Here is a 19,824-nt window from a genome sequence, read left to right as displayed (position 1 = left end):
GAAGAAAAGGGGAAGAAGGCTGTCGCCACTTCTTTGATGGCTGCTGCCGCGCGTGATGGAAGGCTTGCGCCAGACCGGGCCGTTTCTTGAACAGGCGTTTGCAGCCTGCTCAGATCCTGCCGTCAAAACGCTCCCGGGACCATCATTTATTTCGCTACCAATTTGATTGCATCAAGTCCCGTGAGACCGTGCGGCAAATGCGTTTTTCAGGCCTTGAATTCGCTCTCGAAAACAGAGTGAAATGCGCCTGTCATCGAACAGGTTTGGAGCTGGTTCTCAAGCCGCCCGCGCCTGCTGCTGGCGCTCAATGGCCTGGCGTTTGGCCGCCAGCTTTTCGGCGTCGCACAAGGGGCAGTATGGGTGCTCGCCCGCCAGGTAGCCGTGCACGGGGCAGACGGAAAAAGTGGGCGTGACGGTGATGTAAGGCAGGCGAAAGCGCGTGAGGGCGCGGCGCACCAGCTCGCGGCAGGCGGCGGCGTCCGATATGCGCTCGCCCATGTACAGGTGCAGCACGGTGCCGCCGGTGTATTTGGTTTGCAAGTCTTCCTGCCGCGCCAGCGCCTCGAAGGGGTCGTCGGTAAAGCCCACGGGCAGCTGCGATGAGTTGGTGTAGTAGGGCTTGCCGGGCGTGCCCGCATGCAGGATGTCCGGCCAGCGTTTGAGGTCTTCCTTGGCGAAGCGGTAGGTTGCGCCTTCGGCGGGGCTGGCTTCCAGGTTGTAGAGATGGCCGGTGCGCTCCTGAAAACCGGTGATGCGCTTGCGCACGAAGTCCAGCAGGCGCAGCGCGAAGGCGTGGCCCCATGCGGTGGTGATGTCCTGCTCGCCGCGCGTGAAGTTGCGCACCATTTCGTTGATGCCGTTCACGCCCAGCGTGGAAAAGTGGTTGCGCAGCGTGCCCAGGTAGCGCCGGGTGTAGGGGAACAGGCCCTGATCCATCAGCCGCTGGATGAGCTTGCGCTTGACTTCCAGGCTCTGGCTGCCCAGCTCCAGCAGGCGGCCCAGCGCGTCCAGCAGCGCGGCCTCGTCGCCCGCGTGCAGGTAGCCCAGGCGCGCGCAATTGACGGTAACCACGCCCACGCTGCCCGTTTGCTCGGCGCTGCCAAACAGGCCGTTGCCGCGCTTGAGCAGCTCGCGCAAATCCAGTTGCAGGCGGCAGCACATGGAGCGCACCATGTTGGGCTTCAGCTCGGAATTGATGAAGTTCTGGAAATACGGCAGGCCGTATTTGGCCGTCATGGCAAAAAGGCGCCCGGCGTTTTCGCTCTCCCACGGAAAGTCGGGCGTGATGTTGTAGGTGGGAATGGGAAAGGTGAACACGCGCCCTTTCGCATCGCCCGTGGTCATCACGTCGATGTAGGCACGGTTGATCAGGTCCATCTCGGCCTGCAAGTCGCCGTAGGCGAAAGGCATTTCCTCGCCGCCGATCACGGGCACTTGCTCGCGCAAGTCTTCAGGGCACACCCAGTCGAAGGTGAGGTTGGTGAAAGGCGTTTGCGTGCCCCAGCGCGAAGGCACGTTCAGGTTGTAAATCATCTCCTGCATGCACTGGCGCACGGCGGCGTAGTCCATGCCGTCCTTGCGCACGAAGGGGGCCATGTAGGTGTCGAATGACGAAAACGCCTGCGCGCCCGCCCATTCGTTTTGCAGCGTGCCCAGGAAATTGACGATCTGCCCCACGGCGGAAGACATGTGCTTTGGCGGCGCGGCCTCCACCTTGCCCGGCACGCCGTTCAGCCCTTCGGTGAGCAGCGTGCGCAGCGACCAGCCCGCGCAGTAGCCGCTGAGCATGTCCAGATCGTGAATGTGAATGTCGCCCTCGCGGTGCGCCTGGCCGATTTCGGGCGCATACACATGCGAGAGCCAGTAATTGGCCGTGACCTTGCCCGCCACGTTCAGGATGAGGCCGCCCAGCGAATAGCCCTGGTTGGCGTTGGCGTTCACCCGCCAGTCAGCGCGCGTGAGGTATTCGTTGATGGAGCTTTGCACGTCCACCAGCGTCTGCGCGTCGGCCCGCAGCGTGGCGCGGCGCTGGCGGTAGGCCATGTAGGCGCGCGCGGTGGCCATGTGGCGCGCGGCAACGAGCGTTTGCTCCACCACGTCCTGAATCTGCTCGATGTGCGGCGCGCCACCCGGCCAGCGGTAGGCCAGCACGCGGCACGCCTCATCGGCCAGGAGCGCGGCTTGCGCGTCGCCGAACTCGCCCGTGGCCGCGCCCGCGCGGGCAATGGCCGAGCGGATGCGGCAGGCGTCAAAAACGGCGCGCTGGCCGTCGCGCTGGATGACGGCAGCGGGCATGGCAGGCGCGGCGGCGCTGGGTGTAGGCGTGGTCACGGATCAGATCTCCCGGAAAAAAGATGAAAGGCGCAGCGCGCGGCGCTGCCCGGAACCAAAGACAAACGGAACAGGCGGCTGCCCCGGCCGGATGGCGGCAGGCAAGGTCATGACACTTCTGGCGTTTGCGGTGCAGGGGCGGCATGGGCGCGGGCCGCGTCAATGGCCGCCGGGCGGCCCTGGCCGCCCACGGCCACCATCACGAACACGCCCTTGAGCACTTCTTCGCGCCGCACGCCGGGCGCTTCGGCAAAACCGCTGATGCACACCGTCATCGAACTGCGCCCCACCCGGCTCACCCAGGCGCGCAGCGCCAGCGTGCGGCCCACGGGAATGGGGCGCATGAAATCAATGCCCGACGCGCCCGCCATCACCACCTCGCGCCGCGCCAGCTTGCGCGCGGCCATGAAAGCCGCCTTGGCCATCAGTTGCAGGCCCAGGCCCGCAAACAAGGTGCCGTGGTGGTTGGCCATGCCCGGCAGCACCAGCTCCTGAAGTTCGGCGCTCGAAATCGCCGTCTGCTCATCTCTCGTCATCACTCGCAATTTACGCAAAACAGCCGCGCTGCAAAAGCACTGAAATGGCGAATGGTTGCGTGAAAATTCCGGGCCTTTTGCGAATATTGCGAATGCTCGCCGCTCCGCATGGCGCATCATCCGGGCCATGAAAAAAACCTTCATGGGCCTGAAGCTGCGCCGTCTGCGCGCCGAGCGCGGCCTGTCGCAAACAGCCCTGGCGCACACGCTGGGCATCTCGCCCAGCTACCTGAACCAGATCGAGCAAAACCAGCGCCCGCTCACCGTGTCCGTGCTGCTCAAAATCAGCCAGACGCTGGGCGTGGACGTGCAGCAGTTCTCCGAAGACGGCGAGGCGCGCCTGGTCGCCGCCCTGCGCGAAGCGCTGGCAGACGCGCCCGAGGCCATCTCCCTGCCCGAGCTGCGGGAAGTTGCCGCGCAAATGCCCGCGCTGGCGCGCGCCGTGCTGGCGCTGCACCGCCGCAATGCCGAAGCCGCCGAGCGCCTGGAAGCGCTGGCGCTGCGCCTGGGCGACGAACGCAGCGGCGGCACGCTGCCGCGCGCCCTGCCCTTCGAGGCTGTGCGTGATTTCTTCTTCGCGCACCAAAACCACTTCGACGCGCTGGACCGCGCCGCCGAAGCGCTGGCCCATCAAGCCCAGAGCCAGACCCAAGCTCCGGTGCGCGGCGGCGCGCTCGCCGCCTGGCTACGGCAGCGCCTGCAACAGCAGCACGGCGTGCACGTGCGCCACGCCGAAGGCGCGCAAGCAGACAAGCGCCGCTACGAACCGGCCACGCGCACGCTCTTCATCGCAGCGGCGCTCACCCCCAGCCAGCAAGCCTTCCAGATGGGCACGCAACTGGCCTTGCTGGAGCTGGGCGAAGCCATCGACGCGCAAATTGACGCACCCTCCCTCGCGCACGACGCCGCCGCGCGCCGCCTCGCCCGCATTGGCCTGGCCAACTACGTGGCCGGCGCGCTGCTGCTGCCGTATGCCGACTTCCTGCAAGCGGCGCAAGCCTTGCGCTACGACATCGACCTGCTGGGCCAGCGCTTTGACGTGGGCTTTGAAACCGTCTGCCACCGGCTCAGCACGCTGCAAAGGCCGGGCGCGCCCGGCGTGCCCTTCTTCTTCGTGCGGGTGGACAAGGCGGGCAACATCTCCAAGCGCCAATCGGCCACGCACTTTCACTTCTCGCGCACCGGTGGCGCCTGCCCGCTGTGGAACGTCTACGAAGCCTTCGGCCAGCCAGACCGCATCCTGCGGCAAGTGGCCGTCATGCCCGACGGGCGCGCCTACCTGTGGATTGCGCGCGCCGTCTCGCATGGCCGCCCCGGCTGGGGGCAGCCGCGCAAACAGTTTTCCATCGGCCTGGGCTGCGACATCCGGCACGCGCACCAGCTGGTCTATGCCCAGGGGCTGGACCTGAACGACCCCGGCGCAGCCACCCCCATCGGCATGGGCTGCAAAGTGTGCGATCGCGCCCAATGCCCGCAACGCGCCTTCCCCTTCGTGGGCCGCGCGCTGCAAGCAGACGAAAACCGCAGCTGGTTTGCGCCCTACAGCGCCTAGGCCTGGCACAAACTGCCCCCGGAACCGTTCATCCGTGGGCGCGAAAAGCGCAGCCCCGGGCGTGGTTCTTGCAAACCATCCCGGTCCACCCCTGCGCCCTTACAGCCGAGCGCAAAGCAGGCTTCCTGACATATATAGCTCCTTAATCGATAGCATGAGGTCCTAGTGGAGTCAGCGCAGATGCCGTTTTATGCCCTCATAAATTCGCTCTTTTTTTGAGAGCATCCTGCATTTGTAGGCGTCTATTCACAAACGGGCCGGGAGCTTCAAAGCCTGACTGACGCATGGCGCGCCGCCGCCAGAATCCATCCGCCTGCCCGAAGCGCCCACGCAAGGCCGCTTCCGGCGCGAGCGCGGGACCAAGCGCTGCTTTTCACCGCCTGTCTCTAGAAAACAGACAAGGCCGCCACATGGGAAATGGAAAATAGAAAGAGGGCATGGTGCCCAAAAGGCTAGCCAACTGCCTTGCCCAGCACGTCGCAATCGCCCGGCCATCCTGATTTTTTACCCCGCACTGCGCGGGCGCCCGCGCGATCGCTGCATTCAGCATGGCCTTCCGCTGCTGGCATCCTGGCCAAGGCTTTAAACACGCACCACCGCGCGATATTGCACGGTATCGATAAGGCGCTGCATCGACAAACCAATCATTATTGGCGGCGGCTTTTCCCGCTTGGCCCGTCCCGCCGGGCAGCAAATGTTCAATCAAGTGCCATTGCAAATTTGCAAAGACGCAATCCAATCAGCAGCCGCTCATGCGCCTGGCGTGATTTCATTTTGCATTCAAAGCGCTGCGGCGCGTGAAATTGATTGCGCCCACATGATTTTGGCGACATATGCCAATGCAATTCACATTGCCGCTCCAGCGTATTCAACGTCATTCTCGGCGTTTCACCGCTTGTATCTTGCGCAGTGGCGGGTTTTACCGGCAAGGGCGCTGATTATTTTTCGTGCTGCCTGAATATTGCGAATGGTCATGCAACACCCCATTCACGGCGGCGCATGGTTTTATTGGGCAAGCATTTTCTGCTTTGCCGGGGAATATGGTTTGATTCAGACTGGCAATGCGGATGAGGCGGCGTTCATCCACCGATTCATCAGAACCTGTTCAGCGTCTGGCCATGAGGGGCGAAAGCGAGAACCGGGATGGACTACAAAGCGCAAGCCACAGATCAGCCTGACTGTTCAATTGCTGCCCATCAAGGATTGGAAGGATTGGCAACGCCGCAGGCCGCCTAAAGGCCACGCTTTCAGCACCCGAAGACAGACTTTGAACAGGTTCTCAGAGCTTTGCGCGCACCGATCCGCCGCCCTGCTCTGCCCTTCACGCGCCCGCTGCGCCCGCTGCGCCCGCTGCGCCCGCTGCGCCCGCTGCGCCCGCTGCGCCCGCTGCGCCCGCTGCGCCCGCTGCGCCCGCAGTGCGTTGCCTTGAGGCATGGGTTTGCTCCGTTATTCGGAGCATGATCTCCAGGAGAAACGGGCGCAAACGCCACTTTCGGCCTCTTGAATTTGCCCCTTCTTTTGTAGCAAGCCACCCGCCGATGGCGCGTTTCACGCGTGAAAAACCGTTGCGGCCTGACGGGGCGCGGGCGTACGCTGGCGGGCGTGGGCGCTCACACCAGCATGCTGTTGCGGATCAGGCCGACGGCCAGGCCCTCGATGACGAAAGGCTCGCCGGGGCGCACGGTGATGGTGGGGTAGTCGGGGTTTTCAGGATGCAGCTCGATCACGTCGCCATTGCGGTGAAAACGCTTGACGGTCACGTCATCGCCCAAGCGGGCGACAACGATCTGGCCGTTGTAGGCCTCGCGGGTGCTTTGCACGGCCAGCAAGTCGCCGTCGATGATGCCCGCGTCGCGCATGGACATGCCGCGCACGCGCAGCAGATAGTCGGGCTTGCGCGAAAACAGGTGCGCTTCAATGTGGTAGGTCTGGTCCACATGCTCTTGCGCCAGGATGGGCGAGCCGGCTGCCACGCGCCCGATCAGCGGCAGCGCCAGGTGTTCGGGCGGCAGTTGCGAGGTATCCACCACCATCAGTTTGGCTTCTCCGCGCAGGCGGATGCCGCGCGAGGCGCCGCTGACCAGATCAATCATGCCTTTCTGCGCCAGCGCTTGCAGGTGCTCCTGCGCGGCATTGGCCGACTTGAAGCCAAGCGCCGTTGATATTTCCGCCCGCGTGGGCGGGGCGCCTGTTTCGGCAATGATGGTTTTGATCAGATCCAGAATCTGCCGCTGGCGGTCCGTGAGCTTGCGGGTCATGATGGCGGTGGCGGATAAAAAGACTGTTTCGATATCCAGTGACGCCTGTATTTTTAATCAGCTTTCTGGAATATGCAAGCCGGCTCCAAAGCAGCCAAGGCGCCGCCATAAAGCAAAAAGCCAGCGCTGACGCGCTGGCTTTTGAAACGCCTGAAACAGGGCGGCGGCGGATCAGCCCGCCAGCGCCGCCAGGGCGCGGGCGGTGATTTCCTCCACCGTGCCCAGGCCGCTGATGGTGCGGTATTTGGGCGCAGCGGCGGGGTCGGCCTTGGCCCAGTTGCCGTAGTAGTCCACCAGCGGGCGGGTTTGCTGGCTGTACACGTCCAGGCGTTTTTTCACGGTTTCCTCGCGGTCGTCGTCGCGCTGCACCAGCGGCTCGCCGGTCACGTCGTCCTTGTCTTGCTCTTTGGGCGGATTGAACTTGACGTGATAGGTGCGCCCGCTGGCCGGGTGGCTGCGGCGGCCGCTCATGCGCTCCACGATGGCCTCGAAAGGTACATCGATTTCAAGCACGTAATCGAGTTTGACGCCCGCTTGCTTCAGGGCCTCGGCCTGCGCAATAGTGCGGGGAAAGCCGTCGAACAAAAAGCCGGCCTCGCAGTCGGGCTGGGCAATGCGCTCTTTGACCAGGTTGATGATGAGATCGTCGCTGACCAGCTGGCCCGCTTCCATCACGGCCTTGGCCTGCTGCCCCAGGGGCGTGCCGGCCTTGACGGCGGCGCGCAGCATGTCGCCCGTCGAAATTTGCGGAATGCCATATTGGCGGCAGATAAACGCCGCCTGCGTGCCTTTGCCCGCGCCGGGCGCGCCCAGAAGAATCAGTTTCATACCAGTTTCCTTTCTCTTTATGAATGACGTGGAAGATGAATGCGTGAAACGCGTAAATCATGAGCGAAAAGCGCCCGCGCAAGAAGCTATTCGAAGTCTGGCCCGAGGGGCTGCGGATTGGATCTGCGGCCCATTTGCACCCTTCAGTAGCCCGGTAAATCCGCAGCGCCGCAGGCTTGCCCGAGTCCACCCTTGCGCGCTCTCGAGCAGGCCGTGAACAGACTCCAGGAGAAAGAGGGTGGAGGATGCGCCCCGTCAGCAACCCGCTCGCGCCCCAGGCCGCCAGGGCAGCCAAAACGGCCAGGCCGTGCCAATGTACAGGTCGCAGGACGGCTGCCAGCAGGGCACCTTATTTTGCTCTGTTATCAATAGCATGGCGTCCTAGGACCTGTTGAGAATTACCGAGACTAAATTACAGCCGAAGCTGGATAAATCGCAGCTTTGAAGCTGGCGTCGGTCTTGTCTCCGTGCATGGCACAAGGCGTTTGAACACGTTGAGCTTGTCAAAGAAGTTTTCAATGAGATCAGCACGAAATTAACCAGATTGCCCAGCTCATTCGCGAAAGCACTTGAAGACGGCGTTGCATTTGCCAAATTCTTCGAGCAAGTCGCGCCAGGGGCTGCCTGTGCGCACGATCCACGGCACGGCCTCTGCAAACCAAGCGCTTGTTCGCGCCTCTTGGCCCTGCATCGCCAGGCTTGCCCAGGTAGTGCGAGGCCATCTGTGCCCACTGCTTGTCGCTTGATGCTCCTCTTTCCATTGCGGTATTGCAGTACGAGAGGGGGGACTCAACAAGCCCTAGCACAGCAACAGAGGGAGGAAGATGGGTTTTGCAGTGTTGCATCCACCGCGCCAGCGCATCAGTGCAATGCACTGATGCGCGATAGCGATACGCATAGGCACGCTGCTTGAGCAAAGTCTGAATGAGAGCAAGGCGCGGCGTTTACGATGGAGGAATGACGACGCCAGCGCAGCTTTCTTCTTCTGCCATCGACTCTGCGGATCCGCCTTCAGCGGCCGGCCAGGCTGACGCCAGCGCGCCGCCGCTTCTGGTGCGCGCGCGCAGTTTTGCCGCGCCGCTGATCAGCAGCGAGTCTTTTCACTCAGGCGAAAACGCGCTGGCGCATGCCGATGGCGTGGCCAAAATCCTGGCCGACATTGGCAGCTCCGAAGAAATACAGGCGGCGGCCTATCTGGTGTATGCCAGCGAGCAGCTCAACCGCCCCGAAGAAATCATTGGCAAGGCGTTTGGCCCCGAATTTGCACGGCTGGCGCATGAGGCGGTGCGGCTGGAGCGCGCGCAGCGCCTCTCGCGCATGGGGCGCGAGGAGCTTTCCACGCCGGAGCGCGCGCGCCAGCAGACGGAAAACGTGCGCAAGATGCTGCTGGCTTTCAGCCGCGATTTGCGCGTGGTGCTGCTGCGGCTGGCTTCGCGCCTGCAAACACTGCGCTGGTTTGCCGCCCAGCGGCGCGCCTTGCCGCCGGCGCTGCTGCGCGAGTCGCACGAGGTTTTCGCGCCGCTGGCCAACCGGCTGGGCATCTGGCAGATCAAGTGGGAAATGGAAGACCTGGTCTTTCGCGCGCAGGAACCGCAGGTGTACCGGCACATTGCCAACATGCTGGAAGAGCGCCGCGCCGAGCGCGAAGCCGCGCTGGAAGAGCGCCGCGCCTATATTGAAAAGGCGCTGCGCGCGCTGGGCATGGATGCCGAGGTGTCGGGGCGGCCCAAGCACATCTACAGCATCGTGCGCAAGATGCGCGGCAAGAAGCTGGATTTCGCCCACATCTACGACGTGCGCGCGCTGCGCGTGATCGTGCCTACGGTGCAGGACTGCTATGCCGCGCTGGCCTGGGTGAATGAGCACTACACGCCCGTGCCGGGCGAGTTTGACGACTACATCGCCAAGCCCAAAGTCAATGGCTACCAGTCGCTGCACACGGTGGTGCGCGACGCGGACGGCAAGCCCTGGGAAGTGCAAATCCGCACGCGCGCCATGCACGAGCACGCCGAAAACGGCGTGGCCGCGCACTGGGCCTACAAGGAAGCGGGCGTGAAAGGCTACGCGGGCGTGAGCGCCGCCAGCGCCTATGACGCCAAGATTGCCGTGCTGCGCCAGTTGCTGGCCTGGGAGCATGACCTTTCGGACGCCACGGCATCGCAGGCCTTGTTTGACGACCGCATCTACGTTTTCACGCCAGACGCGCGCCTGATTGACCTGCCCAGCGGCGCCACGCCCGTGGACTTTGCCTACGCCCTGCACACCGAGCTGGGCCACCGCTGCCGGGGCGCGCGCGTGGATGGCGTGATGGTGGCGCTCAACACCCCGCTGAAAAACGGCCAGACGGTGGAAATCACCGCTGCCAAGGAAGGCGGCCCCTCGCGCGACTGGCTCAACCCCGAGCTGAACTACATCGCCAGCTCGCGCGCCCGCGCCAAAGTGCGCGCCTGGTTCAACGCGCAGCACACGCGCGAAACCATCGCTCGTGGCCGCGAAATGGTGGAAAAGCTCCTCCAGCGCGAAGGCCGGACCAGCCTGGCGCTGGAAGAGCTGGCCGTTTCGCTGGGCTACAAAACGCCCGACGCGCTGTTTGAAACCGTGGGCAAAGACGAGCTTTCGCTGCGCACCATCGAAGCCGCCTTGCGCCCCGCAGAGCCGGAGCCGCCGCCCCCGCCCGAAGGGCAGGTGCTGCTGCGCAAGCCCAGCCGCGCCACGGCGGGCAAAGGCGGCGTGCTGGTGGTGGGGCTGGATTCCTTGCTGACCCAGATGGCGCGCTGCTGCAAGCCCGCGCCGCCTGATGCCATTGCGGGCTACGTCACGCGCGGCAAGGGCGTGAGCGTGCACCGCAAGAGCTGCCCCAATTTGCAAGACCTCATCGTGCGCGAGCCGGACCGCATCATCGAAGTGGCCTGGGGCGTTGGCGCACAAGCTGCTTACCCCGTTGATATTTCGGTGGAAGCGCAAGACCGGCAGGGCCTGCTGCGCGACATTTCCGACGTGCTGGCGCGCGAAAAAATCAACGTGACCGGCGTGCAAACCCAATCTGCCAAAGGCGCGGCCTGGATGACCTTCACCGTGGAAGTGAGCAGCACGCTGAATCTGGCCGACGCCTTGCGCGCCGTGCGGCAGGTGCCCGGCGTGCGCAGCGCCAAAAGGCGCTAGCCGCGCCGATGCAGGCCGCAAGCGCCAGAGAAAAGCCTGCTTTTTTACTGCTAGAATCCGCCGCTTCGTTCACAACGAAGGCGCGTAGCTCAGCTGGTTAGAGCACCACCTTGACATGGTGGGGGTCGTTGGTTCGAGTCCAATCGCGCCTACCAGCATTCGAAATCGCCCGGCAGTAGCGCCGGGCGATTTTTTTTGCGCCTGCCAGCGGCCCGGCTGGCGGATCACTATGAAAAGAATAGCGAGCTGCGCCCATTCCACTAGGACTTGAGGCCGGTTTGGGCCTTGAACCAGGGCATTGAGTCCAGGCCAGGTTCAAGCGCGGCGGCCTGGCTCAAAGCACTTGCTCAATGGCTTGCAGCGGCCTTCCCAGGCGGGCGCCTTTTCCCGTGACCACGATAGGGCGGTTGATCAGCACGGGCGTGGCCACCATTGCGGCCAGCAGCTCATCGTCCGTCAGCGCGGGGTTATCCAGCCCTTGCTCCAGGTACTCAGGCTGCTTGGTGCGAATCAGGGCGCGCAGCGGCTGGCCCGTGGCGGCGGCGATGCGGCGCAGCTCATCCGCCGTGGGCGGATTCTTCAGGTATTCGATGACGACGGGTTCGATGCCGCGCGCCTTCAGCAGCTCCAGCGCATGGCGCGACGTGCTGCAACGGGGGTTGTGATAGAGGGTAACGGTGCTCATGGGCGGGTCTGCGCTGGAAGCCATTGCAAAAGCGGCCATTGTCAGGCCAGGCACTACTATCGCGCTCATGCCACACACTGCAACAACTTCCGCCGATCCAGCCGCATCCGCGCCGCGCGCTTCGTCCACCCGGCTCATACACCACCCCTACGTTCCGCCTGCGGAATTCGAGGCTCCGCAGCCAGCGGTGCATAAGGCGTCCACCGTGTTCTTTCCCAACGTGGCGGCCATGCGCGAACGCCAGTGGATGGACAAAAGCGCCTACACCTACGGCCTGCACGGCACGCCCACCACGTTCACGCTCGAAGAGCGCATCGCCACGCTGGAAGGCGGCCTGCAATGCCTGCTGGCGCCCAGCGGTCTGGCTGCGCTGGCGCTGGTGAATCTGGGCCTGCTCAAAACGGGCGATGAAGTGCTGCTACCCGACAACGCCTACGGCCCCGGCAAAGACCTGGCCGCTGGCGAGCTGCGCCAGTTCGGCATCACCCATCAGGTGTATGACCCCATGAAGCCGGCCGACTTGGCCGATCGCGTCACGCCCCGCACGCGCCTGGTCTGGCTGGAAGCGGCCGGCTCCGTCACGCTGGAATTTCCTGACTTGCTGGCGCAGGCGCGCCTGTGCCGCGAGCTGGGCGTGCTCAGCGCGCTGGACAACACCTGGGGCGCGGGCCTGGCCTTCAACCCCTTCAATCTGGACGGGCGCGGGCTGGCGGTGGACATTTCCGTGCAGGCGCTCACCAAATACCCCAGCGGCGGCGGCGACGTGCTCATGGGCAGCGTGGTCACGCGCGATGCGGCCCTGCACCGCAAGCTCAAGCTCTGCCACATGCGCCTGGGCCTGGGCGTGGGCGGCAACGACGCCGAAGCCGTGCTGCGCGCCCTGCCCACCCTGCCTTTGCGCTACGCCGCCGCCGACCGCAGCGCCCGCCGCCTGGCCGAATGGGCCGCGCGCCAGGCCCCTTTCGCGCAAGTGCTGCACCCCGCGCTGCCCGCTTCACCCGGCCATGCGCACTGGCAAGCCGTCTGCGGCGCGGCTGATGCGGCAGGCCAGGGGGCAGCCGCCAGCTTGTTCAGCGTGGTGATAGATGAGAAATTCAGCCGCGAACAAGTCGATGCCTTTTGCGATGCGCTGCGCCTGTTTCGCATTGGCTACTCCTGGGGCGGCCCGTTCAGCCTGGTCATGCCGTATGAGCTGCAAACCATGCGCCATGACTGGCCCGCGCATCTGGCGCGCGGCACGCTGGTGCGCTTTGCCATTGGCCTGGAAGACACGGCTGATTTGCAGGGCGACCTGCAACACGCCATGCAGCAGACGCTGGCCTGAAATACCTGCGCCGCCGCCATGTTCACCCCCTCTCCTGCCGAAGTGCGCCGCTTCTTCTGCCGCGCGTGGGCCAAGCGCCGCGCGGGCCAGCCCATGCAGCCCATCGAAACCCTGGCCGCTGACTGGATTGCCGAACACCCCGAATACCACGCCGACTTTGCCGACGAAGCCAGCGCCATCGCCCGCGCCTACCCGGAGCTGGACGGCCAGGCCAACCCCTTCCTGCACCTGGCCATGCACCTGTCCATCAGCGAGCAATGCAGCATCGACCAGCCCCGGGGCATTCGCCACGCCGTTGAGCAGCTCGCCTCCCGGCAGGGCGATTTGCACCGCGCCCACCACGAAGTCATGGCCTTTCTCGGCCAGATGCTGGCCGATGCCCAATCCAGCGGCCGCCCTTTCGACGGCAACGCCTACCTTGACGCCATCCAGCGCCGCGCCACGCGCGACTGAGCACAACCGGCGCAACCGCGAAAGGCGCGCCGCATGCTCCCAAAAAGAGAGCATCCTGCGCCCATTCCACCAGGACTTGCGGGCGATTTGGCCTTGAAAACCTGCCGCAGTCAGTCTGCTTGCGGCTCCTGCCAGGCGCGCGCGGGCTGGCGCTTGAGCAGCCAGCCTGATGCCACATCCAGGCTGGCGCACATCAGGTAATACAGCACGGCCACGGCCAGAAAGATTTCGGCGGGATAGACCATCACGCGGTTGTTCACCTGCGTGGCCACGAAAGACAGCTCGCCCACGCCAATCACGTAAGCCAGCGAGGTGTCCTTGATGAGCGCAATCCATTGATTGACAAAGGAGGGCAGCATCATCGGCAGCGCCTGCGGCAGCACCACGCGGCGCATGGCCTGCCAGCGCGTCATGCCCAGCGCCAGCGCAGCCTGCATCTGGCCGGGCGGCAAGCTGCTGATGCCCGCGTACACCGAATGCGCCAGATACGCGCCGCCCACCAGCGAAAGCGCCAGCACCACGGTCAGCAGCTCCGGCACATCCAGCCCGAAGGCGATGGGCAGCAAAAAGTAAACCCAGAAGATGAGCATGAGCACCGGAATGGCGCGCAAAAACGCCAGCGCACCCAGCAGCGCGGCGCGCAGCGCGCGCTGGCGCAGCATGGCCAGCGCAATGCCCAGCGCCAGCCCCAGCAGGGCCGAAGCCGCGCCCGAAGCCAGGCTCAGCGCCAGCGTCAGCGCCGCGCCGCCCAGCGGGCCATCGGGCCAGGCGCCCAGCAGCAGGTAAGGCAGGTTGTCCCAGACGACGGAAAAATTCATGCCGCCGCCTTCACCGCTTCACGCCCCGCGCGGCGAAAACGCCCGCGCCGCTGCCACAGCTGCGAGGCCGCTTCCATTGCGGCAATCAGCAGCAGATACAGCAGCGTGGCAATGCCGAACGCCTGAAAGGTCTTGAACGTTTGCGTCTCCACCTGCCGCGAGGCGTAAGACAGCTCGGCCAGGCCGATGGCCATCGTCAGCGAACTGTTTTTCACCGCGTTCATGTACTGGCCCACCAGGGGCGAGAAGGCGTTGTGCAGCGCCTGCGGCAAGATGACGTGGCGCCACGCTTGCAGAGGCGTCAGGCCCAGCGCGGCGGCGGCGGCGCGCTGGCCGGCGCCCACGCCCTGCACGCCCGCGCGGAATTCTTCGGCAATGAAAGCCGCCGTAAACAGCGTCAGCCCGAAAAAACCGGCAATGAACTCAAACGAAGGCCAGCGCAGCGCAAGCCCGGCCACTTCAATCTGCCGGGGCGTGTTCAGCCAGGGCAAAAAGCCTTCAGGCAAAAAGGCGCTCGCGCCGAAATACCAGAAAAACAGCTGAACCAGCAAAGGCGTGTTGCGAAACACCGAGAGATAAACGCGCGCCGCCCACTGCACCACGCCGCGCCCTTGCAGGCGCGCCACGCACAGCGCAAAGCCGCCCAGCGTGGCGGCCACGCACACGCACAGCGACAGGCCGATGGTCACCCAAAAGCCGTGCCACAGCCAGCCCAGATATTGGGGCGCGAGCAGTTCGCCAAAAACATTCATCGCCATGTGCCATTGCTCATTTGCAAAAAAGAAAAACCCTGCCTTTTACCGACGGCAGGGTTTCGGGCCGGGCCGCGCCCTTTTCAAAACAGGGCGTTACAAAACACGGTTTTATTTGGCCTGCGGTTTTTCCTGGCCGATTTTATAGAGGCGCTTGAGCGGCGTTTTTGTGTCGGGGCCGAACCAGGCGTTGTAAATCTGCTCGGCCTTGCCGCTTTTTTCCAGCTCCAGCAGGGCCTCGTCCACCACTTTCTTGAGCGCCGCCTCGCCTTTGGGAATGCCAATGCCAATCAGGTCTTCAGACACCGTGAATGGCGGAATCACGTATTTGTCGCGATCGGGCACGTTGGCCAGCAGGCCGATGAGCTTGGGGCCGTCTTGCGTGATGGCCTGCACATTGCCGTTGCGCAGGGCGGCAAAGGCAAAAGGCGTGTCGTCATACGCCACCACCGTGGCGCCGGGAAACTGGCTGCGAATCACGCCCTCATTCACGGTGCCTTTGTCCACGCCCACGCGCAGCTTGTTCAGGTCTTCGGGTTTTTCCAGCGCCGTGCCTTGCTTGATGATGAATTGCTGACCCGAAGCGAAATAGGGAATGCTGAAATCCACCTGCTTGGCGCGCTCTTCCGAAATGGTGAAATTGGCCACTACCAAATCCACCTTGCCCGAAACCAGCAGCGGCACGCGGTTGGCCGGGTTGGTGGGAATCACTTCCAGCTTGACTTTCAGCTTGTCGGCCAGCGCCTGGGCAAAGTCCACATCCAGCCCTTCGATTTTCTTGGATTTGGCATCCACAAAGCCAAAAGGCGGATTGCTGTCAAAAGAGGCCACTTTCAGCACGCCTTTTTTCTGAATATCTTCCAGCCGGTCGGCCAGCGCCTGCGTGCAAGCCAGCGCCAGAACGGCGGCGCCCAGCCATGCCAGTTGCTTTTTCATTTCATTTGCTCCTGTCGGAATAGGGAAAACCGGCGCGGGCCGCGCCGCTTCAGCGAAGGCGCGTATCAAACCACATTTGCGCCGCGCCCGAAACGATATTTTTCACATAACCATCCAACCGGGGGTTGGATCGCCTGCGCCGCGCGCCGCCGCCTGCGGCAACCCCTGCCGCCGCGCCTTGGCGCGCGGCCTCACGCACAATTGCGGTTTTCGTTTTCAGCATTCACATTCATGTCAGACACTGCTGTCCACCATATCCAGCGCCGCCTCAAGGCGCGGCATCTTTCCATGATCGCCATTGGCGGCTGCATTGGCACGGGCCTGTTCATGGCCAGCGGCTCGGCCATTCACAGCGCCGGGCCGGGCGGGGCGCTGGTGGCTTACGCCGCCATTGGCCTCATGGTCTATTTCTTCATGACGTCGCTGGGCGAAATGGCCACGTTCATGCCCGTTTCCGGCTCCTTCAGCACGTACGCCACGCGCTTTGTCGATCCTTCGCTGGGCTTCGCGCTGGGCTGGAATTACTGGTTCAACTGGGTGATCACGGCGGCGGTGGACGTGAGCGTGGCCGCCGTCGTCATCAGCTACTGGGAGCCGCTGCGCAACTTCATGCCCGCCTGGGGCTGGAGCCTGCTGTTTTTATGCATGATTTTTCTGCTCAACATGGCCTCGGTGCGCGTGTATGGCGAAACCGAATACTGGATGGCGCTCATCAAGGTGGTCACCGTCATTATTTTTCTCGGCATCGGCGTGCTCACCATTTTCGGCATCATGGGCGGCCAATATATCGGGCTGAAAAACTTCAGCATGGGCGACGCGCCTTTTCTGGGCGGCAGCCTGGGCGGGCAGTTCCTGACCACGCTGGGGGTTTTTCTGGTGGCGGGCTTTTCATTCCAGGGCACGGAGCTGATTGGCATTACCGCAGGCGAATCAGAGGAGCCGGAAAAAAACATTCCCCGCGCCATTGACCAGGTTTTCTGGCGTATCCTGATTTTCTATATTCTCGCCATCGCCATTATCGGCCTCATTATTCCCTATACCAGCCCCGAATTGCTGGGCGCGGACGTGGATGAAATCTCCAAATCGCCTTTCACGCTGGTATTCGAGCGCGCCGGGCTGGCCTTTGCGGCGGCGGCCATGAATGCCGTCATCCTCACCTCCATTCTCTCGGCGGGCAATTCGGGCATGTATGCCTCCACGCGCATGCTCTACGCCATGGGGCGCAGCGGCCTGGCCTGGCCCGCCTTCGGCAAGGTGGATGCTCGCGGCGTGCCCATGCCCGCCCTGCTGGCCACGGGCGCGCTGGTGCTGGGCGTTTACATGCTGCAACTGGGCAACGACGCGGCTTACCAGTACGTGCTGGCCGCCTCGGGCCTGACGGGCTTTATTGCCTGGGTGGGCATCGCCATCAGCCACTACCGCTTCCGCCGCGCCTGGGTGGCGCAAGGCAGGCCGCTTTCCGGGCTGCGCTACCGCGCCAAATGGTTTCCCTTCGGCCCGCTGCTGGCGCTGGCGCTGTGCGTGCTGGTCATCATCGGGCAAGACACCAAGCTGATACTGGACGGCGATTTCGACTGGGAGCGCCTGCTGGTCACCTACATGGGGCTGCCCGTGTTCTTCGGCTTTCTCGTCTATCACAAGCTGCGCTACCGCACGCGCCTGATTACGCTCAAGGAAGTGGATCTGAGCAAGACCGACCGCGACTGAGCGCTGCAGCGCGCAAAACGCCCGCGCAGGCTGGCAGGCCGCGCGGGCGTCTTGTTTGAAGCTGGCTACAGCAGCGCCGCCCGCTCATGCTTTCGGGGCAAGCGGACTTCACGCCTTGATTAGCTCCTTGTTCAATAGCATGAGGTCTTAGTGAAAAGCGCGCAAGCCACGTTTTCATGGCCTCAAATTTGCTCCTCTTGTAAGAGCAAAACACTCTTGTGGAAGCCTCTGAATGCTGGCTTTGAACAGGTTCTGAGGCCAAGACCGCCAAGGCTGGCCAGCCAGCGCCTGACCGGGAAGCAGACTGTGGGCAAGATTTTTAAAATCCGCCGCTTTTTTCTTCACGCCCCGTCATGAATCAAGCCGATCTCTCGCCGCCGCGCCTGCGGCCTCTGCCCGCCCTGATTTTTGCCAGCCGCTGGCTGCAATTGCCGCTGTATCTGGGGCTGATCGTGGCGCAAGGCGTTTATGTGGCGCACTTTCTGATGGAGCTGTGGCATCTGGTGGAAGCGGCCTTTGGCAACAAGCATGCCTTGCAGGCGCTGGTGGAGAGCATTGGCTACAAGAGCGGCGCGCCCGTGGCGGCGCTGAATGAGACGGTCATCATGCTGGTGGTGCTGGCGCTGATTGACGTGGTGATGATTTCCAACCTGCTGATCATGGTGATCGTCGGCGGCTTCGAGACCTTTGTCAGCCGCCTGAACCTGGAGGACCACCCCGACCAGCCGGAATGGCTCAGCCATGTGAACGCGAGCGTGCTGAAGGTGAAGCTGGCGCTGTCCATCATCGGCATCAGCTCCATCCACCTGCTCAAAACCTTCATCAACGCCGACAACTATTCCGACCGCATGCTGATCGCGCAAACAGGCATACACCTCACCTTTTTGCTGTCGGCGCTGGCCATCGCCCTGGTGGACCGGCTGATGACCTCCGCCGCCGCGCACGGCGGGCATTGAGCGGTCCGCAAGGCATGAACGCCGCGCGCCTGCTTGTGCCCCTGGCCTTGCTGGGTTTGCTGTCTGCGGCCTGGCTCAAGGGCGGCTGGCCAGCCCTGGCGCTGGCGGCCAGCGGCGTGGTGCTGTGGGCGCTGCTGCACTGCACGCGGCTGCTGGCGGTGATGCGCCGCGCCGCCGCGCGGCCCCTGGGCTATGTGGACAGCGCCGTGATGCTCAACGCCCGCCTGCGCCCGCGCCTGCCGCTGCTGCATGTGGTGGCCATGACGGGCGCGCTGGGCGAACGCGTGGAGCCAGCCAGCCAGCCGCAGGCCGAAGCCTGGCGCTGGCGCGATGGCGGCGGCTCCAGCGTGACGGCGGAATTCGTCCATGGCCGCCTGACGCAGTGGCGGCTGGAGCGCCCGCCCGCCGCCAGCGGCTGAAAGCGCCCCCGGCAGCGCGAAGGCAGCGCAAAAAAGCAAAAGGGCAACCGCTTCGCGCGGTCGCCCTTTCTGGCGGATGCTCCCGGAGCGCTCTTTGGGCGCTTACTGGGTGGGCGGCACGTAGCCTGCGGCCTGATCGGCGCCCGCGCCGAAGAAGTGCGCCTCCATCTGGCGCTTGAGGTATTCGCGGGCGCGCTGGTCGGCCATGTTCAGGCGGTTTTCATTCACGAGCATGGTCTGGTGGCGCAGCCAGTCTTGCCAAGCCTGCTTGCTCACGCTTTCCCAGATGCGCTTGCCCAGCTCGCCCGGATAGGGCGGAAAGTCCAGTCCCTCGGCCTCTTTGCCGAGCTTGATGCAGTGAACCATGCGTGCCATGTGCAAATGCCTTTGTCTTGCAGTAAGAAGAAGCGGAAAAAGCGGCGACTGTATCAAGCCGCTCTTGCCCCCAATGCCCAGGCGGAATTGGAGGCCAGGGAATTGAAAGCCGGAGGTCAGCGCGCAAACCGGCGGCAGCGGCAGAAAGAAAGCGGGGGTGCGTCAAGCGCGCCCCCTGCTTTCTGATACACCCATTAAACGCTCAATTTAGATGGCAGCGCCCGCGCCGCCGCGCGGCAGGCCGCCAGAATGCGCGCCTTTCTCTCCACTTTTTTCAGAGACGCCATGAAAAAAACCGCTCTCGCCTTGGCCCTGATGGCCGCTGCTGCCGCTTCCTTCGCCCAGTACGCCGGCCCTGGCTCGACCCCTGCGCCTGCCAGCGTGCAGGCCATTCTGGCCCACCCCGTGGATGACCAGCATGTGACCCTGCGCGGCAAGATCGTGCGCCAGCTACGCGGCGACAAATACATCTTCTCCGACGGCACGGGCGAAATCCGCGTGGACATTGACGGCCATCTGTTCCCGCAAGGCCAGCCCATTGCGGCCAGCACCACGGTGGAGATCGTGGGTGAAGTTGACGCTGACGTGATGGAAACCACCGAGATCGACGTGGATGCGCTGCGCATCGTGCAGTAACAAAGCGATTGCCTCGGGCAGACGCCGTCTGCCATGAGAAAAGGGCGCCGCGCGCCCTTTTTTCGTGTCTGTGAACAGGTTCTGAAAAGCAGGGGG

General features: G+C 63.9%; 19 protein-coding genes, 1 tRNA gene and 1 pseudogene. 10 read left to right on the top strand and 11 right to left on the bottom strand.

Features of this window, described 5'->3' with window-relative positions; all coding sequences use genetic code 11:
• Window positions 1–276: 276 nt before the first annotated feature.
• Both ADJ79_RS09465 and ADJ79_RS09460 read right to left on the bottom strand, forming a co-directional pair.
• The gene (locus ADJ79_RS09465; RefSeq protein ID WP_050716552.1) at window positions 277–2,295 is read right to left on the bottom strand and encodes a ribonucleoside triphosphate reductase; all 2,019 of its coding nucleotides are present in this window, start codon (window positions 2,293–2,295) and stop codon (window positions 277–279) included.
• A 143-nt stretch (window positions 2,296–2,438) separates the two neighbouring features.
• On the bottom strand, window positions 2,439–2,867 hold the full coding sequence (locus ADJ79_RS09460) for an acyl-CoA thioesterase (protein WP_050715742.1): 429 nt from the start codon (window positions 2,865–2,867) through the stop codon (window positions 2,439–2,441).
• A gap of 127 nt (window positions 2,868–2,994) precedes the next feature.
• Here ADJ79_RS09460 and ADJ79_RS09455 point away from each other — a divergent pair, with 127 nt between their 5' ends.
• On the top strand, window positions 2,995–4,419 hold the full coding sequence (locus ADJ79_RS09455; RefSeq protein ID WP_050715741.1) for a short-chain fatty acyl-CoA regulator family protein: 1,425 nt from the start codon (window positions 2,995–2,997) through the stop codon (window positions 4,417–4,419).
• Window positions 4,420–5,113: 694 nt separating this feature from the next.
• Window positions 5,114–5,377 (top strand): hypothetical protein, encoded by a 264-nt coding sequence (locus ADJ79_RS14360; protein WP_156304121.1) that lies wholly within the window; start codon window positions 5,114–5,116, stop codon window positions 5,375–5,377.
• A gap of 363 nt (window positions 5,378–5,740) precedes the next feature.
• Here ADJ79_RS14360 and ADJ79_RS14355 read toward each other — a convergent pair whose 3' ends face one another.
• From ADJ79_RS14355 to ADJ79_RS15480, 4 genes and pseudogenes are all read right to left on the bottom strand, one after another.
• Window positions 5,741–5,878: a hypothetical protein gene (locus tag ADJ79_RS14355; protein ID WP_156304120.1), complete on the bottom strand. Its 138-nt coding sequence runs from the start codon at window positions 5,876–5,878 to the stop codon at window positions 5,741–5,743.
• A gap of 151 nt (window positions 5,879–6,029) precedes the next feature.
• A complete protein-coding gene (gene lexA / locus ADJ79_RS09450) occupies window positions 6,030–6,677 on the bottom strand; it encodes a transcriptional repressor LexA (RefSeq protein ID WP_050715740.1) in 648 nt (215 codons plus the stop codon).
• A 171-nt stretch (window positions 6,678–6,848) separates the two neighbouring features.
• Entirely contained in the window at window positions 6,849–7,505 is a 657-nt protein-coding gene (gene adk, locus ADJ79_RS09445; protein ID WP_050715739.1) for an adenylate kinase, read from the bottom strand.
• A 562-nt stretch (window positions 7,506–8,067) separates the two neighbouring features.
• Window positions 8,068–8,163, bottom strand: a pseudogene (locus ADJ79_RS15480) (transposase); the annotation flags it as partial.
• A gap of 299 nt (window positions 8,164–8,462) precedes the next feature.
• Between ADJ79_RS15480 and ADJ79_RS09440 the strand changes: the two are divergent.
• The gene (locus ADJ79_RS09440; RefSeq protein WP_050715738.1) at window positions 8,463–10,667 is read left to right on the top strand and encodes a bifunctional (p)ppGpp synthetase/guanosine-3',5'-bis(diphosphate) 3'-pyrophosphohydrolase; all 2,205 of its coding nucleotides are present in this window, start codon (window positions 8,463–8,465) and stop codon (window positions 10,665–10,667) included.
• A gap of 78 nt (window positions 10,668–10,745) precedes the next feature.
• Window positions 10,746–10,822, top strand: a tRNA-Val gene (locus ADJ79_RS09435).
• Window positions 10,823–11,001: 179 nt separating this feature from the next.
• Here the strand turns inward: ADJ79_RS09435 and arsC are convergent.
• Window positions 11,002–11,352, bottom strand: a complete 351-nt coding sequence (arsC, locus tag ADJ79_RS09430) for an arsenate reductase (glutaredoxin) (RefSeq protein ID WP_050716551.1) — start codon at window positions 11,350–11,352, stop codon at window positions 11,002–11,004.
• 67 nt (window positions 11,353–11,419) lie between these two features.
• Between arsC and ADJ79_RS09425 the strand changes: the two genes are divergently transcribed.
• On the top strand, window positions 11,420–12,676 hold the full coding sequence (locus ADJ79_RS09425) for a PLP-dependent transferase (protein WP_050716550.1): 1,257 nt from the start codon (window positions 11,420–11,422) through the stop codon (window positions 12,674–12,676).
• An 18-nt stretch (window positions 12,677–12,694) separates the two neighbouring features.
• Window positions 12,695–13,129 (top strand): DUF1841 family protein, encoded by a 435-nt coding sequence (locus ADJ79_RS09420; protein WP_050715737.1) that lies wholly within the window; start codon window positions 12,695–12,697, stop codon window positions 13,127–13,129.
• A gap of 110 nt (window positions 13,130–13,239) precedes the next feature.
• On the opposite strand, the gene ADJ79_RS09415 is transcribed toward ADJ79_RS09420, so the two are convergent.
• The 3 genes from ADJ79_RS09415 to ADJ79_RS09405 all read right to left on the bottom strand — a co-directional run bounded on the left by ADJ79_RS09415 (window position 13,240) and on the right by ADJ79_RS09405 (window position 15,635).
• Window positions 13,240–13,947 carry an amino acid ABC transporter permease gene (locus ADJ79_RS09415; protein ID WP_050715736.1) on the bottom strand — a complete coding sequence of 236 codons (708 nt, stop codon included), beginning with the start codon at window positions 13,945–13,947 and terminating at the stop codon, window positions 13,240–13,242.
• Window positions 13,944–14,705 carry an amino acid ABC transporter permease gene (locus tag ADJ79_RS09410; RefSeq protein ID WP_371256826.1) on the bottom strand — a complete coding sequence of 254 codons (762 nt, stop codon included), beginning with the start codon at window positions 14,703–14,705 and terminating at the stop codon, window positions 13,944–13,946. The genes ADJ79_RS09415 and ADJ79_RS09410 overlap by 4 nt, the downstream gene beginning before the upstream one ends.
• 105 nt (window positions 14,706–14,810) lie before the next feature.
• Window positions 14,811–15,635, bottom strand: coding sequence for an ABC transporter substrate-binding protein (locus tag ADJ79_RS09405; RefSeq protein ID WP_050715734.1), 825 nt, complete (start codon window positions 15,633–15,635; stop codon window positions 14,811–14,813).
• Between the two features lie 231 nt (window positions 15,636–15,866).
• Between ADJ79_RS09405 and ADJ79_RS09400 the strand changes: the two genes are divergently transcribed.
• The 3 genes from ADJ79_RS09400 to ADJ79_RS09390 all read left to right on the top strand — a co-directional run bounded on the left by ADJ79_RS09400 (window position 15,867) and on the right by ADJ79_RS09390 (window position 18,717).
• Window positions 15,867–17,342: an amino acid permease gene (locus tag ADJ79_RS09400; RefSeq protein ID WP_216597115.1), complete on the top strand. Its 1,476-nt coding sequence runs from the start codon at window positions 15,867–15,869 to the stop codon at window positions 17,340–17,342.
• Window positions 17,343–17,695: 353 nt separating this feature from the next.
• On the top strand, window positions 17,696–18,298 hold the full coding sequence (locus tag ADJ79_RS09395; RefSeq protein WP_050715732.1) for a TIGR00645 family protein: 603 nt from the start codon (window positions 17,696–17,698) through the stop codon (window positions 18,296–18,298).
• Window positions 18,299–18,312: 14 nt separating this feature from the next.
• A complete protein-coding gene (locus ADJ79_RS09390; RefSeq protein WP_050715731.1) occupies window positions 18,313–18,717 on the top strand; it encodes a hypothetical protein in 405 nt (134 codons plus the stop codon).
• 102 nt (window positions 18,718–18,819) lie between these two features.
• On the opposite strand, the gene ADJ79_RS09385 is transcribed toward ADJ79_RS09390, so the two are convergent.
• Complete coding sequence (locus tag ADJ79_RS09385; protein WP_050716549.1) at window positions 18,820–19,092, bottom strand: oxidative damage protection protein; 273 nt, start codon at window positions 19,090–19,092, stop codon at window positions 18,820–18,822.
• A 285-nt stretch (window positions 19,093–19,377) separates the two neighbouring features.
• On the opposite strand from ADJ79_RS09385, the gene ADJ79_RS09380 reads away from it, so the two are divergent.
• The gene (locus tag ADJ79_RS09380; RefSeq protein WP_050715730.1) at window positions 19,378–19,728 is read left to right on the top strand and encodes a YgiW/YdeI family stress tolerance OB fold protein; all 351 of its coding nucleotides are present in this window, start codon (window positions 19,378–19,380) and stop codon (window positions 19,726–19,728) included.
• Window positions 19,729–19,824 lie beyond the last annotated feature (96 nt).

It is taken from the genome of Ottowia sp. oral taxon 894, from assembly GCF_001262075.1.
GTDB lineage: Bacteria > Pseudomonadota > Gammaproteobacteria > Burkholderiales > Burkholderiaceae_C > Ottowia > Ottowia massiliensis.
This window is presented reverse-complemented; position numbering and strand designations above follow the sequence as displayed.